This window comes from Erwinia sp. PPS120, assembly GCF_047918655.1.
Lineage (GTDB): Bacteria > Pseudomonadota > Gammaproteobacteria > Enterobacterales > Enterobacteriaceae > Erwinia > Erwinia tasmaniensis_A.
This window is the reverse complement of the sequence record NZ_JBLREF010000058.1, coordinates 11,241-26,579: the sequence shown is the minus strand read 5'-3', so window position 1 is coordinate 26,579 and position 15,339 is coordinate 11,241. Positions and strand designations below refer to the sequence as shown.

Below are 15,339 nucleotides of genomic sequence, written 5' to 3'. Positions count from 1 at the left end.
CCCCCCCCCCCCCCCCCCCCCCCCCCCCCCCCCCCCCCCCCCCCCCCCCCCCCCCCCCTTTCCAAAAAAAAAAACGCCACCCTAGATATGAGAACCAGTCTCGTGGGCTCGGAGATGTGTATAAGAGACAGCCCCAGCCACTACCCCAGCCATTGAAGCTATCGGACTGACCCCAACCTCCATTCCATCCAGTACCAGGTGCATAGCCCCAACCACCGGAAATACGGATAAGGTCTTTATTTTCAATAACTTTCATAATATCTCCTTATGTGTATGTAACCGTAAAAGAACCAAAGTTATAAATAAACGTAACTCTGCGTTATTTATAATCCATGTTGGCTAAAAAGATGTATGACTCAATCTGAGTGCATTATGCGCAACAGAAATGGTTGAGATAATCGTAACTTATCGATTTAATTATTATTTTTTTATAATTCTGAAAAGTTTTTTATGCGGTCCTGATATATGAAATTAAAAAAGGTTGATAGTCGCTGTGTGCAGAAAGGACCACAAGCGGATGATGAACTTGAGTAATACAGAACTCACTGAAAAAATTTGCTTTGGCCGCGTGGTTACGTATAATACGTCGGCCTGTCGTTATGACGGCCCGGTTCAACCTGAACCGCAGGAGAGCGAATAGCGACCCTGACAATACTCCCAATTGGGGAGTTATGTGCAGACGATTACACTCCCCCATCAATCGTAATGGGTGTGGGTAGTAATTTTTTTCGTTTATAAATAATTGGAGCTCTGGTCTCATGCAGAACCAAAGAATCCGTATCCGTCTTAAAGCGTTTGATCATCGTCTGATCGATCAATCAACTGCGGAAATTGTTGAGACTGCCAAGCGCACTGGTGCGCAGGTACGTGGTCCCATCCCGCTGCCGACCCGCAAAGAGCGCTTTACCGTTCTGATCTCTCCGCACGTCAATAAAGATGCGCGCGATCAGTATGAAATTCGCACTCACAAGCGTCTGGTTGACATCGTTGAGCCAACTGAAAAAACGGTTGATGCTCTGATGCGTCTGGATCTGGCTGCAGGTGTTGACGTGCAGATCAGCCTGGGTTAATCAGGTCATTGAGCGATTGAGAGGTTGAAACAATGATTGGTTTAGTCGGTAAAAAAGTGGGCATGACCCGTATCTTCACTGAAGATGGCGTATCTATCCCAGTAACCGTGATTGAAATTGAAGCAAACCGCGTGACTCAGGTTAAGAGCCTGGAAAACGACGGCTACACTGCTATCCAGGTAACTGCCGGTGCTAAAAAAGCTAACCGCGTAACTAAACCTGAAGCAGGCCACTTTGCTAAGGCTGGCGTAGAAGCTGGTCGTGGTCTGTGGGAATTCCGTACCGCTGAAGGTTCAGAGTTCACCGTAGGTCAGAGCATTAACGTTGATATTTTCGCTGACGTGAAAAAAGTTGACGTTACGGGCACATCTAAAGGTAAAGGTTTTGCCGGTACTGTTAAGCGCTGGAACTTCCGTACTCAGGATGCTACCCACGGTAACTCCTTGTCTCACCGCGTACCGGGTTCTATCGGTCAGAACCAGACTCCGGGCAAAGTGTTCAAAGGCAAGAAAATGGCAGGCCAGTTAGGTAACGAGCGCGTAACCGTTCAGAGCCTGGACGTGGTACGCGTTGACGCTGAGCGCAACCTGCTGCTGGTTAAAGGTGCAGTACCCGGTGCTACCGGTTGCGACCTGATCGTTAAACCAGCTGTTAAGGCGTAAGGGGATAGCAATGGAATTAGTATTGAAAGACGCGCAAAGCGCGCTGACTGTTTCCGAAACTACCTTCGGTCGTGATTTCAACGAAGCGCTGGTACACCAGGTTGTTGTTGCTTATGCAGCAGGTGCCCGTCAAGGTACTCGTGCTCAGAAGACCCGTGCTGAAGTTACTGGTTCCGGTAAAAAACCGTGGCGCCAGAAAGGTACCGGCCGTGCGCGTGCAGGTTCTGTAAAGAGCCCAATCTGGCGTTCAGGTGGTGTGACCTTTGCTGCGAAGCCGCAGGACCACAGTCAAAAAGTAAACAAAAAGATGTACCGCGGCGCGCTGAAAAGCATCCTGTCCGAACTGGTACGTCAAGAACGTCTGATCGTTGTTGAGCAGTTCTCTCTCGAAGCGCCTAAAACTAAGCTGCTGGTAGAGAAACTGAAAGATATGGCGCTGGAAGACGTGCTGATCATCACTGGTGAACTGGAAGAGAACCTGTTCCTGGCCGCCCGTAACCTGTACAAGGTTGACGTTCGTGATGCAGCAGGTATCGATCCAGTCAGCCTGATCGCCTTCGACAAAGTCGTTATGACTGCTGACGCAGTTAAGCAAGTTGAGGAGATGCTGGCATGATCCGTGAAGAACGTCTGCTGAAAGTCGTGCGCGCGCCGCACGTATCTGAAAAAGCGTCTGCTGCGATGGAAAAAACCAACACCATCGTTCTCAAAGTTGCTAAAGATGCGACCAAAGCAGAAATCAAAGCCGCTGTGCAGAAACTTTTCGAAGTGGAAGTAGAGGTTGTTAACACCCTGGTTGTTAAAGGGAAAGTTAAACGCCACGGACAGCGTACTGGTCGTCGTAACGACTGGAAAAAAGCTTACGTCACCCTGAAGGAAGGCCAGAATCTGGACTTCGTCGGCGGCGCTGAGTAAGTCGGAGGAGAAGAACAATGGCAGTTGTTAAATGTAAACCGACATCTCCGGGTCGTCGCCACGTAGTTAAAGTGGTGAACCCTGAGCTGCACAAGGGCAAACCATTCGCCCCGCTGGTAGAAAAAAACAGCAAATCCGGTGGCCGTAACAACAATGGTCGTATCACTACCCGTCATATCGGTGGTGGTCACAAGCAGGCTTACCGTATTGTTGACTTCAAACGCAACAAAGATGGTATCCCGGCAACCGTTGAACGTCTTGAGTACGATCCGAACCGCTCCGCGAACATCGCGCTGGTTCTGTACAAAGACGGCGAGCGCCGTTACATCCTGGCCCCTAAAGGCCTTAAAGCTGGCGACCAGATTCAGTCTGGCGTTGATGCGGCGATTAAAGCAGGTAACACCCTGCCGATGCGTAACATCCCAGTGGGTTCTACCGTACACAACGTAGAAATGAAACCAGGCAAAGGCGGTCAGATTGCTCGCTCTGCTGGTGCTTACGTGCAGATCGTTGCGCGTGAAGGTTCCTACGTTACCCTGCGTCTGCGTTCTGGTGAAATGCGTAAAGTCGAAATTGACTGCCGTGCGACCCTGGGCGAAGTCGGTAACGCTGAGCACATGCTTCGCGTTCTGGGTAAAGCCGGTGCAGCTCGTTGGCGCGGTGTTCGTCCTACCGTTCGCGGTACTGCGATGAACCCAGTCGATCACCCGCACGGTGGTGGTGAAGGTCGTAACTTTGGTAAGCACCCGGTTTCACCGTGGGGCGTTCAGACCAAAGGTAAGAAGACCCGTAGCAACAAGCGTACTGATAAATTTATCGTACGTCGCCGTAGCAAATAATTTTAGAGGATAAGCCATGCCACGTTCTCTCAAGAAAGGTCCTTTTATTGACCTGCACTTGCTGAAGAAGGTAGAGAAAGCGGTGGAAAGCGGAGACAAGAAGCCTTTGCGCACCTGGTCCCGTCGTTCAACGATCTTCCCTAACATGATCGGTTTGACCATCGCTGTCCATAATGGTCGTCAGCACGTTCCTGTTTTTGTTTCCGATGAAATGGTCGGTCACAAACTGGGTGAATTTGCACCGACCCGTACTTATCGCGGCCACACGGCTGATAAGAAAGCCAAGAAACGCTAAGGCAGGAGGAAGAGATGGAAACTATCGCTAAACATCGCCACGCTCGTTCTTCTGCTCAGAAGGTTCGCCTGGTAGCAGATCTTGTACGCGGTAAGAAAGTGTCGCAGGCTCTGGACATTTTGACCTACACCAATAAGAAAGCGGCTGTACTGGTTAAAAAAGTTCTGGAATCTGCCATTGCTAACGCCGAACACAACGATGGCGCTGACATTGATGATCTGAAAATCACGAAAATCTTCGTTGATGAAGGCCCTAGCATGAAGCGCATTATGCCGCGTGCAAAAGGTCGTGCAGATCGCATCCTGAAGCGCACCAGCCACATTACTGTGGTTGTGTCCGATCGCTGAGACTCTGGAGACTAGCAATGGGTCAGAAAGTACATCCTAATGGTATTCGCCTGGGTATTGTTAAACCCTGGAACTCTACCTGGTTCGCAAATACCAAAGAATTCGCTGACAACCTGGACAGCGACTTTAAAGTACGTCAGTTTTTGACTAAAGAACTGGCAAAAGCGTCCGTATCTCGTATCGTTATCGAGCGCCCGGCTAAGAGCATCCGTGTGACCATTCACACCGCTCGCCCTGGCATCGTTATCGGTAAGAAAGGCGAAGACGTAGAAAAACTGCGTAAGGTCGTAGCGGATATCGCTGGCGTACCTGCACAGATCAATATCGCCGAAGTCCGTAAACCGGAACTGGACGCTAAATTGGTTGCTGACAGCATCACTTCACAGCTGGAGCGTCGTGTGATGTTCCGTCGTGCTATGAAGCGTGCTGTACAGAACGCAATGCGTCTGGGCGCTAAAGGGATCAAAGTTGAAGTTAGTGGCCGTCTGGGCGGTGCTGAAATCGCGCGTACCGAATGGTACCGTGAAGGCCGCGTGCCGTTGCACACCCTGCGTGCTGACATTGACTACAACACCTCTGAAGCGCACACCACTTATGGTGTAATCGGCGTTAAGGTATGGATCTTCAAAGGCGAGATCCTGGGTGGTATGGCTGCTGTTGAACAACCGGAACCGGCTGCTCAACCTAAAAAGCAGCAGCGTAAAGGCCGTAAGTAAGGAGAGTCGCTGATGTTACAACCAAAGCGTACAAAATTCCGTAAAATGCACAAAGGCCGCAACCGTGGTCTGGCTGCTGGCACGGATGTTAGCTTCGGTACTTTCGGTCTGAAAGCTGTTGGCCGTGGTCGTCTGACCGCTCGTCAGATCGAAGCAGCACGTCGTGCTATGACCCGTGCAGTTAAGCGTCAAGGTAAAATTTGGATCCGCGTATTCCCGGATAAACCAATTACCGAGAAGCCACTTGAAGTGCGTATGGGTAAAGGTAAAGGTAACGTTGAGTATTGGGTTGCCTTAATCCAGCCTGGTAAAGTCCTGTATGAAATGGACGGCGTGCCGGAAGAGCTGGCCCGTGAAGCATTCAAGCTGGCAGCAGCAAAACTGCCTATCAAAACCACCTTTGTAACTAAGACGGTGATGTAATGAAAGCAACAGAGCTGCGTGAAAAAAGCGTTGAAGAGCTTAACACTGAGCTGCTTAACCTCCTGCGTGAGCAGTTTAATCTGCGCATGCAGGCGGCATCAGGCCAGCTTCAACAGACTCATCTGTTGAAGAATGTGCGCCGTGATGTCGCGCGCGTTAAGACTTTACTGACTGAGAAGGCGGGTGCGTAATGACCGATAAAATCCGTACTCTGCAAGGTCGTGTGACTAGCCACAAAATGGAGAAATCCATCGTTGTTGCTATCGAACGTTTCGTGAAACACCCTATTTACGGTAAGTTCATCAAGCGTACGACTAAACTGCACGTACACGACGAGAACAACGAATGCGGTACTGGCGACGTGGTTGAAATCCGCGAATGCCGTCCGCTGTCCAAGACCAAGTCCTGGACGCTGGTTCGCGTTGTAGAGAAAGCGATTCTGTAATAGAATTAGCCCTCTTAAAAAATAAGATAAACGGCTCGATAGAGCCGTTTATTTTTTCTACCCTTATGCGAGAAGCGGTGTTATAATGCTGCGCCCTCAATTATGGGGCTTTTAATCGACCTGAATCAGGTCCCGAAGTAGTAGTTGACATTAGCGGAGCACTAAAATGATCCAAGAACAGACTATGCTGAACGTCGCCGACAACTCCGGTGCACGTCGCGTAATGTGTATCAAGGTTCTGGGTGGCTCGCACCGTCGCTACGCAGGCGTAGGCGATATCATCAAAATTACCATCAAGGAAGCAATTCCTCGCGGTAAGGTTAAGAAAGGTGATGTGCTGAAAGCGGTAGTGGTGCGCACCAGGAAGGGTGTTCGTCGCCCGGACGGTTCTGTCATTCGCTTCGATGGTAATGCATGCGTTATTTTAAATAATAACAGTGAGCAGCCAATCGGTACGCGTATTTTTGGGCCGGTAACTCGTGAACTTCGTACTGAAAAGTTCATGAAAATTATCTCTCTGGCACCAGAAGTACTCTAAGGAGCGAAAAATGGCAGCTAAAATCCGTCGCGATGACGAAGTTATCGTGCTGACCGGCAAAGATAAAGGTAAGCGCGGTAAAGTTAAAAGTGTCCTGTCTTCTGGCAAGGTCATTGTTGAAGGTATCAACCTGGTGAAGAAACATCAGAAGCCGGTTCCGGCTCTGAACCAACCAGGCGGCATCGTTGAAAAGGAAGCTGCTGTGCAGGTTTCTAACGTTGCGCTTTACAACACTGCCACCGGTAAGGCTGACCGTGTAGGCTTTAGATTCGAAGACGGCAAAAAAGTCCGTTTCTTCAAGTCTAATAGCGAAACTATCAAGTAATTTGGAGTAGTACGATGGCGAAACTGCATGATTACTACAAAGACGAAGTAGTTAACAAACTCATGACTGAGTTTAGCTACAATTCTGTCATGCAAGTCCCTCGGGTCGAGAAGATCACCCTGAATATGGGTGTGGGTGAAGCGATCGCTGATAAGAAACTGCTGGATAACGCAGCAGCTGACTTAGCAGCAATCTCCGGTCAAAAGCCGTTTATCACCAAAGCACGCAAATCAGTTGCAGGCTTCAAAATCCGTCAGGGCTATCCGATCGGCTGTAAAGTGACTCTGCGTGGCGAGCGCATGTGGGAGTTCTTTGAGCGTCTGATTTCTATTGCTGTTCCACGTATCCGTGACTTCCGTGGCCTGTCCGCTAAGTCATTCGACGGCCGTGGTAACTACAGCATGGGCGTTCGTGAGCAGATCATCTTCCCAGAAATCGACTATGACAAGGTCGATCGCGTTCGTGGTTTGGATATTACCATTACCACTACTGCGAAATCTGACGATGAAGGCCGTGCTCTGCTGGCTGCCTTTGACTTCCCGTTCCGCAAGTAAGGTAGGGTTACTTCATGGCTAAGCAATCGATGAAGGCACGCGAAGTCGTTCGCGTAAAACTGGCTGATAAATACCGCGCAAAACGCGAGGAATTGAAAGCTATCATCTCTAGTGTGAACTCATCCGACGAAGAACGTTGGAATGCTGTTCTTAAGCTGCAGACTCTGCCGCGTGATTCCAGCCCGTCCCGTCAGCGTAACCGCTGCCGCCAAACTGGTCGTCCGCATGCTTTCCTGCGGAAGTTCGGGTTGAGCCGTATCAAGGTCCGTGAAGCCGCAATGCGCGGTGAGATCCCGGGCCTTAAAAAGGCTAGCTGGTAATTGTCACCAATTGAATCACGGGAGTAAAGACAGATGAGCATGCAAGATCCGATCGCGGATATGCTGACCCGTATCCGTAACGGTCAATCCGCGAATAAAGTAGCGGTCACCATGCCTTCCTCCAAGCTGAAAGTGGCAATCGCCAACGTGCTGAAGGAAGAAGGATATATTGAAGAATTTAAAATCGAAGGCGATACCAAGCCAGAACTGGAACTGACTCTTAAGTATTTCCAGGGCAAGGCTGTGGTAGAAAGCATTCAGCGTGTTAGTCGTCCAGGTCTGCGCATCTACAAACGCAAAGACGAACTGCCAAAAGTTATGGCAGGACTGGGTATCGCTGTTATTTCTACCTCTAAAGGTGTCATGACCGATCGTGCAGCGCGCCAGGCTGGTCTTGGTGGCGAAATTATCTGCTACGTAGCTTAACGGAGGAAAGAATGTCTCGTGTTGCTAAAGCACCTGTCGTCATTCCTGCCGGCGTAGAGATAAAACTCGACGGTCAGGTTATTTCGATTAAAGGTAAAAACGGCGAGCTGACTCGTACTATCAACAAAGCTGTAGAAGTTAAGCATGCTGACAACACCCTGACTTTCGCACCACGCGAAGGTTTTGCGGATGCTTGGGCGCAGGCTGGTACTTCTCGTGCACTGCTGAATGGTATGGTTATCGGTGTTACCGAAGGCTTCTCTAAGAAGTTGCAGCTGGTTGGTGTAGGTTATCGTGCGGCCGTTAAAGGCAACTCCGTGAGTTTAGCGCTTGGCTTCTCTCACCCAGTTGACCACGAGCTGCCAGCGGGAATCACTGCTGAATGTCCTTCTCAGACTGAAATCGTGCTTAAGGGCGCTGATAAGCAGCTGATTGGACAAGTTGCAGCTGATATACGCGCCTACCGTCGTCCTGAGCCTTATAAAGGCAAGGGTGTTCGTTACGCCGACGAAGTCGTGCGTACCAAAGAGGCTAAGAAGAAGTAAGGTAACACTATGGATAAGAAATCTGCTCGTATCCGTCGTGCGACCCGCGCACGCCGCAAGCTCAAAGAGCTGGGTGCAACTCGCCTGGTGGTACATCGTACCCCGCGTCATATTTACGCACAGGTAATTGCATCAAATGGCTCTGAAGTCCTGGTCGCTGCTTCTACAGTAGAAAAAGCAATCAGTGAGCAACTGAAGTACACAGGAAACAAAGACGCCGCTGCAGCTGTTGGTAAAGCAGTTGCTGAGCGCGCAATCGAAAAAGGCATCACTGGTGTTTCTTTCGACCGCTCTGGTTTCCAATATCATGGTCGTGTCCAGGCACTGGCAGATGCTGCCCGTGAAGCTGGCCTACAGTTCTAAGGTAGAGGTGTAAGATGGCACACATCGAAAAACAAGCTGGCGAACTGCAGGAAAAGCTGATCGCGGTAAATCGCGTATCTAAAACCGTAAAAGGTGGTCGTATTTTCTCCTTCACTGCTCTGACAGTGGTGGGTGACGGTAACGGTCGCATCGGTTTTGGTTACGGTAAAGCGCGTGAAGTTCCAGCAGCGATCCAGAAAGCGATGGAAAAAGCTCGTCGCAATATGATTAACGTCGCGCTGAACAACGGCACCCTGCAGCACCCTGTTAAGGGCGTGCACACGGGTTCTCGCGTGTTCATGCAGCCGGCTTCTGAAGGTACCGGTATCATTGCCGGTGGTGCAATGCGCGCCGTTCTGGAAGTCGCTGGGGTTCATAACGTTCTGGCTAAAGCCTATGGTTCCACTAACCCGATTAACGTGGTTCGTGCAACGCTGGATGGTCTGGGCAATATGAGTTCTCCAGAAATGGTCGCTGCCAAGCGTGGTAAATCCGTTGAAGACATTCTGGGATAATTGACCATGGCTAAGACTATTAAAATTACTCAAACCCGTAGTGCAATCGGTCGTCTGCCAAAACATAAGGCAACGCTGCTTGGCCTGGGTCTGCGTCGTATTAACCACACCGTAGAGCGTGAAGACACGCCAGCAGTACGCGGTATGGTTAACGCGATTTCCTACATGGTTAAAGTGGAGGAGTAACAGATGCGTTTAAATACTCTGTCTCCGGCCGAAGGGTCTAAACACGCTGCGAAGCGTGTAGGTCGTGGTATCGGTTCTGGCCTCGGCAAGACCGCTGGTCGTGGTCACAAAGGTCAGAACTCACGTTCTGGCGGTGGCGTACGTCGCGGTTTTGAAGGTGGCCAGATGCCTCTGTACCGTCGTCTGCCTAAGTTCGGCTTCACCTCGCGTAAAGCTATGGTTACGGCAGAAGTTCGTCTGTCTGACCTGGCGCGAGTTGAAGGCGGCATTGTCGACCTGAACACGCTGAAAGCTGCCAACATTGTCGGTATTCAGATTGAGTTCGCTAAGATTATCCTGTCTGGCGAAGTCGCTGCACCGGTTACGGTTCGTGGCCTGCGTGTTACTAAAGGCGCACGTGCTGCAATCGAAGCTGCTGGCGGTACAATTGAGGAATAAGTAGCAGATGGCTAAGCAACCAGGATTAGATTTCCAAAGTGCCAAAGGTGGTTTTGGTGAACTGAAACGCAGACTTCTGTTTGTGATTGGTGCACTGATTGTATTCCGCATTGGTTCTTTTATTCCAATCCCTGGTATCGATGCCACTGTACTTGCCAAACTGCTTGAGCAACAGCGTGGCACCATCATTGAAATGTTTAACATGTTCTCTGGTGGTGCACTGAGCCGTGCTTCTATCTTTGCCCTGGGTATTATGCCGTATATTTCGGCCTCTATTATTATCCAGCTGCTGACGGTGGTTCATCCAGCGCTGGCAGAAATAAAGAAAGAAGGGGAGGCTGGCCGTCGTAAGATTAGCCAGTACACCCGTTACGGTACTCTGGTATTAGGTATCTTTCAGTCTGTCGGTATTGCTACCGGTTTACCGAATATGCCCGGAATGCAGGGCCTGGTATTAAACCCAGGCTTTGCTTTCTACTTCACTGCTGTTGTTAGCCTGGTCACCGGAACAATGTTCCTTATGTGGCTGGGTGAACAGATAACTGAACGAGGTATCGGCAACGGTATCTCAATCATTATTTTCGCGGGTATTGTTGCGGGATTGCCGCCGGCCATTGGCCATACCATCGAGCAAGCACGGCAAGGCGACCTGCACTTCCTCCTGTTGCTGTTGGTTGCAGTTCTCGTATTTGCAGTGACCTTCTTCGTTGTTTTCGTTGAGCGTGGTCAACGCCGCATTGTGGTGAACTATGCGAAACGTCAGCAAGGCCGTCGAGTCTATGCTGCACAGAGCACACATTTACCACTGAAAGTGAATATGGCAGGGGTTATCCCAGCAATCTTTGCTTCCAGTATCATTCTGTTCCCGGCCACGATTGCTTCATGGTTCGGTGGCGGTACCGGTTGGAACTGGCTGACAACTATTTCAATGTATTTGCAGCCCGGACAACCGCTTTATGTGTTACTCTATGCGACTGCAATCATCTTCTTCTGTTTCTTTTATACCGCGTTGGTTTTCAACCCACGTGAAACAGCAGATAACCTGAAGAAGTCTGGTGCATTTGTTCCAGGAATTCGTCCGGGAGAACAAACGGCGAAGTATATTGATAAAGTAATGACCCGCCTGACTTTGGTTGGTGCGCTCTACATTACCTTTATCTGCCTAATCCCGGAGTTCATGCGTGATGCGATGAAAGTTCCATTCTACTTCGGCGGTACATCGCTGCTGATTGTAGTCGTTGTCATTATGGACTTTATGGCTCAAGTGCAAACTCTGATGATGTCCAGTCAATATGAGTCTGCATTGAAGAAAGCAAACCTGAAAGGCTACGGCCGTTAATCAGGCGCTTGAGAAGTTACGGAGAGTAAAAATGAAAGTTCGTGCTTCCGTCAAGAAATTATGTCGTAACTGCAAAATCGTCCGTCGTGATGGTGTCGTACGTGTGATTTGCAGCGCCGAGCCTAAGCATAAACAGCGTCAAGGCTGATTATTCGCATATTTTTCTTGCAAAGTCGGGTTGAGCTGGCTAGATTAGCCAGCCAATCTTTTGTATGTCTATGCGTTTCCCATTTGAGTATCCTGAAAACGGGCTTTTCGGCATGGGACGCATATTTGAATAGTAGGAGTGCATAGTGGCCCGTATAGCAGGCATTAACATTCCTGATCATAAACATACCGTTATCGCGTTAACTGCAATTTTCGGTATCGGCAAAACCCGCTCACAGGCTATCTGTGCGTCAACGGGTATTGCAGAAAATGTTAAGATCAGTGAGCTGTCTGAAGAGCAAATCGATATTCTGCGTGATGCAGTATCAAAATTTGTTGTTGAAGGCGATCTGCGTCGTGAAGTCACCCTGAGCATCAAGCGTCTTATGGACCTTGGTTGCTATCGTGGTTTACGTCATCGTCGTGGTCTTCCAGTGCGCGGTCAGCGTACCAAGACCAACGCACGTACCCGCAAGGGTCCGCGTAAACCGATCAAGAAATAATCGGGGTGATTGAATAATGGCAAAGGCACCAGTTCGTGCACGTAAGCGTGTAAGAAAGCAAGTCTCTGATGGCGTGGCTCATGTCCATGCGTCTTTTAACAACACCATCGTGACTATTACCGATCGTCAGGGTAATGCGTTGGGTTGGGCAACAGCCGGTGGTTCCGGTTTCCGTGGTTCTCGTAAATCTACGCCGTTCGCTGCACAGGTTGCTGCAGAACGCTGCGCAGACGCCGTGAAAGAGTACGGTATTAAGAACCTGGAAGTTATGGTTAAGGGTCCAGGTCCAGGCCGCGAGTCTACGATTCGTGCTCTGAACGCTGCTGGTTTCCGCATCACGAATATTACTGATGTGACTCCGATCCCTCACAACGGTTGTCGTCCGCCGAAAAAACGTCGCGTATAACGCCCGTTTTTTAGGAATGTTGGAGAAAGAAAATGGCAAGATATTTGGGTCCTAAGCTCAAGCTGAGCCGTCGCGAAGGTACAGACCTCTTTTTGAAGTCTGGTGTTCGCGCGATTGATACCAAGTGTAAGATTGAACAAGCTCCTGGTCAGCACGGTGCGCGCAAACCGCGTCTGTCTGATTATGGCGTACAGTTACGTGAAAAGCAGAAAGTTCGTCGTATCTACGGCGTGCTGGAGCGTCAGTTCCGTAACTATTATAAAGAAGCTGCACGTCTGAAAGGCAACACGGGTGAAAACCTGTTAGCTCTGCTGGAAGGTCGTCTGGACAACGTTGTTTATCGTATGGGCTTTGGCGCCACTCGTGCAGAAGCACGTCAGCTGGTTAGCCACAAATCTATCATGGTAAATGGCCGCGTTGTTAGCATCGCTTCTTATCAGGTAACTCCGAATGACGTTGTTAGCATCCGCGAGAAAGCCAAAAAGCAGTCTCGCGTGAAAGCCGCTCTGGAGCTGGCTGAACAGCGTGAAAAGCCAACCTGGCTGGAAGTTGATGCAACTAAGATGGAAGGTGTGTTCAAGCGTATTCCTGAACGTACCGATCTGTCTGCGGACATTAACGAACACCTGATCGTCGAGCTTTACTCCAAGTAAAGCTTAGTACCAAAGAGAGGACACAATGCAGGGTTCTGTGACAGAGTTTCTAAAACCGCGCCTGGTAGATATCGAGCAAGTGAGTTCGACGCACGCCAAGGTGACCCTTGAGCCTTTAGAGCGTGGCTTTGGCCATACTCTTGGTAACGCACTGCGCCGTATTCTGCTTTCATCAATGCCGGGTTGCGCGGTGACCGAGGTTGAAATTGATGGTGTACTACATGAGTACAGCACCAAAGAGGGCGTACAGGAAGATATCCTGGAAATCCTGCTCAACCTGAAAGGGCTGGCGGTAAGAGTTCAGGGGAAAGATGAAGTTGTTCTTACTCTGAATAAGTCTGGCATTGGCCCTGTGACTGCAGCCGATATCACCCATGATGGTGATGTCGAAATCGTCAAGCCGCAGCACGTGATCTGCCATCTGACTGATGAAAACGCTGCTATCAGCATGCGTATCAAAGTTCAGCGTGGTCGTGGTTATGTGCCGGCTTCTGCCCGAATTCATTCGGAAGAAGATGAGCGCCCGATCGGTCGTCTGTTAGTCGATGCCTGTTACAGCCCTGTAGAGCGTATCGCCTACAATGTTGAAGCAGCGCGTGTAGAACAGCGTACCGACCTGGACAAGCTGGTCATCGAAATGGAAACCAACGGCACTATTGATCCTGAAGAAGCGATCCGCCGTGCGGCAACCATCCTGGCAGAACAACTGGAAGCTTTCGTTGACTTACGTGATGTACGTCAGCCGGAAGTGAAAGAAGAGAAACCAGAATTCGATCCGATCCTGCTGCGCCCTGTTGACGATCTGGAATTGACTGTCCGCTCTGCTAACTGCCTTAAGGCAGAAGCTATCCACTACATCGGTGATCTGGTACAGCGTACTGAGGTTGAGCTGCTTAAAACGCCTAACCTTGGTAAAAAATCTCTTACCGAGATTAAAGATGTGCTGGCTTCTCGTGGTTTGTCTCTGGGCATGCGCCTGGAAAACTGGCCACCCGCTAGCATTGCTGATGAATAACCCGATCACAGGTTAAGGTTTCACTGAGAAGGATAAGGTCATGCGCCATCGTAAGAGTGGTCGTCAACTGAACCGCAACAGCAGCCATCGTCAGGCTATGTTCCGCAACATGGCTGGCTCTTTGGTTCGTCATGAGATCATCAAGACGACCTTGCCAAAAGCGAAAGAGCTGCGTCGTGTAGTTGAGCCGCTGATTACTCTTGCCAAGACCGACAGCGTAGCTAATCGTCGTCTGGCATTCGCCCGCACTCGTGATAACGAGATCGTGGCAAAACTGTTTAACGAGCTGGGCCCGCGTTTCGCGAGCCGTGCCGGTGGTTACACTCGTATTCTGAAGTGTGGCTTCCGCGCTGGTGACAACGCTCCGATGGCTTACATCGAGCTGGTTGATCGTCCAGAAGCTCAAGCAGAAGCTGCAGCAGAGTAATTTGCTGTATGTTGGAAAAACCGGGCTTGCCCGGTTTTTTTATATCTGAAATTCCCCTACTTCTCTTCACGCGTTATTCTTATCTTCTTCCCCCAAAAATATTGCAGGTTTATTATGTGGCTGATTGATCGGTTGGTAGAGCAGCATATTGCCGAAGCGCAAAAGAATGGTGAACTGGATGATCTTTCGGGCAGCGGTAAAAAGCTTGTACTGGATGACGACAGTCATGTTCCCCCTGGGCTGCGTGCGGCATATCGTCTGATGAAAAATTCCGGTTATCTACCACCAGAACTTGAAATACGGCGCGAAGCGGTCGAACTGGATCAACTACTGGCAGGACTTACACCCGATGATGACAGCTATGATCAACATGCGAAGCGGCTGGTTCTACTGGAAATGAAGCTTAGGCAGGCTGGAATGAGCACCACTTTTTTACGCGGCGATTATGGCGATCGGGTTCACCGACATTTTAAAGGAAAGGAGGATGTTTAAAATTGGTCAGCTGGCCAAACTGGCCAATGTAACGCCAGATACCATACGCTTTTACGAAAAGCAGCAAATGATGGATCATGAAATCCGTACTGAAGGTGGATTTCGTCTTTACAGCGACAACGATTTGCAGCGACTGAAATTCATTCGTTATGGAAGGCAGCTGGGATTTAGCCTTGAGGCAATACGTGAATTACTGTCGATCCGCGTGGATCCCGCGCATCATACCTGCGAAGAGTCTAAAGGTATCGTGAAGAAGCGGCTGAAGGAAGTTGAAGCTATGATTGCTGAACTGCAGAATATGCAGCGTTCGCTGCAAAGACTGAATGATGCATGCTGTGGTAGCTCACACAGCAGTGTTTACTGTTCGATCCTCGAAGCGCTGGAAAAAGGTGAAATTTCCGTAGCAGATTGATTTTTTTCTCGGTGGGTTCTATA

30 protein-coding genes are annotated in these 15,339 nt (G+C 49.8%); all 30 read left to right on the top strand.

Features of this window, described 5'->3' with window-relative positions:
- The first annotated feature begins 758 nt into the window (after positions 1–758).
- Positions 759–1,070 carry a 30S ribosomal protein S10 gene (gene rpsJ / locus ACLRGG_RS20675; protein WP_001181005.1) on the top strand — a complete coding sequence of 104 codons (312 nt, stop codon included), beginning with the start codon at positions 759–761 and terminating at the stop codon, positions 1,068–1,070.
- Positions 1,071–1,102: 32 nt separating this feature from the next.
- Positions 1,103–1,732, top strand: coding sequence for a 50S ribosomal protein L3 (gene rplC / locus ACLRGG_RS20670; protein ID WP_416251492.1), 630 nt, complete (start codon positions 1,103–1,105; stop codon positions 1,730–1,732).
- Positions 1,733–1,742: 10 nt separating this feature from the next.
- Positions 1,743–2,348 (top strand): 50S ribosomal protein L4, encoded by a 606-nt coding sequence (rplD, locus tag ACLRGG_RS20665; RefSeq protein ID WP_056232449.1) that lies wholly within the window; start codon positions 1,743–1,745, stop codon positions 2,346–2,348.
- Positions 2,345–2,647 (top strand): 50S ribosomal protein L23, encoded by a 303-nt coding sequence (gene rplW, locus ACLRGG_RS20660; protein WP_067709930.1) that lies wholly within the window; start codon positions 2,345–2,347, stop codon positions 2,645–2,647. The genes rplD and rplW overlap by 4 nt, the downstream gene beginning before the upstream one ends.
- Positions 2,648–2,664: 17 nt before the next feature.
- Entirely contained in the window at positions 2,665–3,486 is an 822-nt protein-coding gene (gene rplB, locus ACLRGG_RS20655) for a 50S ribosomal protein L2 (RefSeq protein WP_345829230.1), read from the top strand.
- Between the two features lie 16 nt (positions 3,487–3,502).
- Entirely contained in the window at positions 3,503–3,781 is a 279-nt protein-coding gene (gene rpsS, locus ACLRGG_RS20650; RefSeq protein ID WP_013204132.1) for a 30S ribosomal protein S19, read from the top strand.
- Between the two features lie 14 nt (positions 3,782–3,795).
- Positions 3,796–4,128 carry a 50S ribosomal protein L22 gene (rplV, locus tag ACLRGG_RS20645; protein WP_067709934.1) on the top strand — a complete coding sequence of 111 codons (333 nt, stop codon included), beginning with the start codon at positions 3,796–3,798 and terminating at the stop codon, positions 4,126–4,128.
- Between the two features lie 17 nt (positions 4,129–4,145).
- Positions 4,146–4,844, top strand: coding sequence for a 30S ribosomal protein S3 (gene rpsC / locus ACLRGG_RS20640; protein WP_002919766.1), 699 nt, complete (start codon positions 4,146–4,148; stop codon positions 4,842–4,844).
- 12 nt (positions 4,845–4,856) lie between these two features.
- A complete protein-coding gene (rplP, locus tag ACLRGG_RS20635; protein WP_032116388.1) occupies positions 4,857–5,267 on the top strand; it encodes a 50S ribosomal protein L16 in 411 nt (136 codons plus the stop codon).
- A complete protein-coding gene (gene rpmC, locus ACLRGG_RS20630; protein WP_024966580.1) occupies positions 5,267–5,458 on the top strand; it encodes a 50S ribosomal protein L29 in 192 nt (63 codons plus the stop codon). The genes rplP and rpmC overlap by 1 nt, the downstream gene beginning before the upstream one ends.
- A complete protein-coding gene (gene rpsQ / locus ACLRGG_RS20625; RefSeq protein WP_416251491.1) occupies positions 5,458–5,712 on the top strand; it encodes a 30S ribosomal protein S17 in 255 nt (84 codons plus the stop codon). The genes rpmC and rpsQ overlap by 1 nt, the downstream gene beginning before the upstream one ends.
- A 166-nt stretch (positions 5,713–5,878) precedes the next feature.
- Positions 5,879–6,250 carry a 50S ribosomal protein L14 gene (gene rplN / locus ACLRGG_RS20620; RefSeq protein WP_004160583.1) on the top strand — a complete coding sequence of 124 codons (372 nt, stop codon included), beginning with the start codon at positions 5,879–5,881 and terminating at the stop codon, positions 6,248–6,250.
- Positions 6,251–6,260: 10 nt separating this feature from the next.
- Complete coding sequence (rplX, locus tag ACLRGG_RS20615; RefSeq protein ID WP_067709938.1) at positions 6,261–6,575, top strand: 50S ribosomal protein L24; 315 nt, start codon at positions 6,261–6,263, stop codon at positions 6,573–6,575.
- Positions 6,576–6,589: 14 nt separating this feature from the next.
- Positions 6,590–7,129, top strand: coding sequence for a 50S ribosomal protein L5 (gene rplE, locus ACLRGG_RS20610; RefSeq protein ID WP_067709940.1), 540 nt, complete (start codon positions 6,590–6,592; stop codon positions 7,127–7,129).
- Between the two features lie 14 nt (positions 7,130–7,143).
- The gene (rpsN, locus tag ACLRGG_RS20605; protein WP_067709941.1) at positions 7,144–7,449 is read left to right on the top strand and encodes a 30S ribosomal protein S14; all 306 of its coding nucleotides are present in this window, start codon (positions 7,144–7,146) and stop codon (positions 7,447–7,449) included.
- A gap of 33 nt (positions 7,450–7,482) precedes the next feature.
- Positions 7,483–7,875, top strand: a complete 393-nt coding sequence (gene rpsH, locus ACLRGG_RS20600) for a 30S ribosomal protein S8 (protein ID WP_067709943.1) — start codon at positions 7,483–7,485, stop codon at positions 7,873–7,875.
- An 11-nt stretch (positions 7,876–7,886) separates the two neighbouring features.
- Positions 7,887–8,420: a 50S ribosomal protein L6 gene (rplF, locus tag ACLRGG_RS20595; RefSeq protein WP_416251490.1), complete on the top strand. Its 534-nt coding sequence runs from the start codon at positions 7,887–7,889 to the stop codon at positions 8,418–8,420.
- Between the two features lie 9 nt (positions 8,421–8,429).
- Positions 8,430–8,783: a 50S ribosomal protein L18 gene (gene rplR / locus ACLRGG_RS20590; RefSeq protein ID WP_024966588.1), complete on the top strand. Its 354-nt coding sequence runs from the start codon at positions 8,430–8,432 to the stop codon at positions 8,781–8,783.
- A gap of 14 nt (positions 8,784–8,797) precedes the next feature.
- On the top strand, positions 8,798–9,298 hold the full coding sequence (gene rpsE, locus ACLRGG_RS20585; RefSeq protein WP_067709948.1) for a 30S ribosomal protein S5: 501 nt from the start codon (positions 8,798–8,800) through the stop codon (positions 9,296–9,298).
- A gap of 6 nt (positions 9,299–9,304) precedes the next feature.
- Entirely contained in the window at positions 9,305–9,484 is a 180-nt protein-coding gene (gene rpmD, locus ACLRGG_RS20580; RefSeq protein WP_024966590.1) for a 50S ribosomal protein L30, read from the top strand.
- Positions 9,485–9,487: 3 nt separating this feature from the next.
- Positions 9,488–9,922 (top strand): 50S ribosomal protein L15, encoded by a 435-nt coding sequence (gene rplO / locus ACLRGG_RS20575; protein ID WP_067709950.1) that lies wholly within the window; start codon positions 9,488–9,490, stop codon positions 9,920–9,922.
- 7 nt (positions 9,923–9,929) lie between these two features.
- A complete protein-coding gene (gene secY / locus ACLRGG_RS20570; protein WP_067709952.1) occupies positions 9,930–11,261 on the top strand; it encodes a preprotein translocase subunit SecY in 1,332 nt (443 codons plus the stop codon).
- Between the two features lie 31 nt (positions 11,262–11,292).
- Positions 11,293–11,409, top strand: a complete 117-nt coding sequence (rpmJ, locus tag ACLRGG_RS20565) for a 50S ribosomal protein L36 (RefSeq protein ID WP_020322760.1) — start codon at positions 11,293–11,295, stop codon at positions 11,407–11,409.
- Between the two features lie 145 nt (positions 11,410–11,554).
- Positions 11,555–11,911: a 30S ribosomal protein S13 gene (gene rpsM, locus ACLRGG_RS20560; protein ID WP_067709956.1), complete on the top strand. Its 357-nt coding sequence runs from the start codon at positions 11,555–11,557 to the stop codon at positions 11,909–11,911.
- Positions 11,912–11,927: 16 nt separating this feature from the next.
- Complete coding sequence (rpsK, locus tag ACLRGG_RS20555) at positions 11,928–12,317, top strand: 30S ribosomal protein S11 (protein WP_034899652.1); 390 nt, start codon at positions 11,928–11,930, stop codon at positions 12,315–12,317.
- 32 nt (positions 12,318–12,349) lie between these two features.
- Complete coding sequence (gene rpsD, locus ACLRGG_RS20550) at positions 12,350–12,970, top strand: 30S ribosomal protein S4 (RefSeq protein ID WP_004160561.1); 621 nt, start codon at positions 12,350–12,352, stop codon at positions 12,968–12,970.
- 25 nt (positions 12,971–12,995) lie between these two features.
- Complete coding sequence (locus ACLRGG_RS20545; RefSeq protein WP_067709958.1) at positions 12,996–13,985, top strand: DNA-directed RNA polymerase subunit alpha; 990 nt, start codon at positions 12,996–12,998, stop codon at positions 13,983–13,985.
- A gap of 40 nt (positions 13,986–14,025) precedes the next feature.
- Entirely contained in the window at positions 14,026–14,412 is a 387-nt protein-coding gene (rplQ, locus tag ACLRGG_RS20540; RefSeq protein ID WP_003850180.1) for a 50S ribosomal protein L17, read from the top strand.
- A gap of 114 nt (positions 14,413–14,526) precedes the next feature.
- A complete protein-coding gene (locus tag ACLRGG_RS20535) occupies positions 14,527–14,904 on the top strand; it encodes a DnaJ family domain-containing protein (protein WP_416251489.1) in 378 nt (125 codons plus the stop codon).
- A complete protein-coding gene (gene zntR, locus ACLRGG_RS20530; protein WP_416251488.1) occupies positions 14,897–15,316 on the top strand; it encodes a Zn(2+)-responsive transcriptional regulator in 420 nt (139 codons plus the stop codon). Before ACLRGG_RS20535 ends, zntR begins: the two co-directional genes overlap by 8 nt.
- The last annotated feature ends 23 nt before the right edge of the window (positions 15,317–15,339 follow it).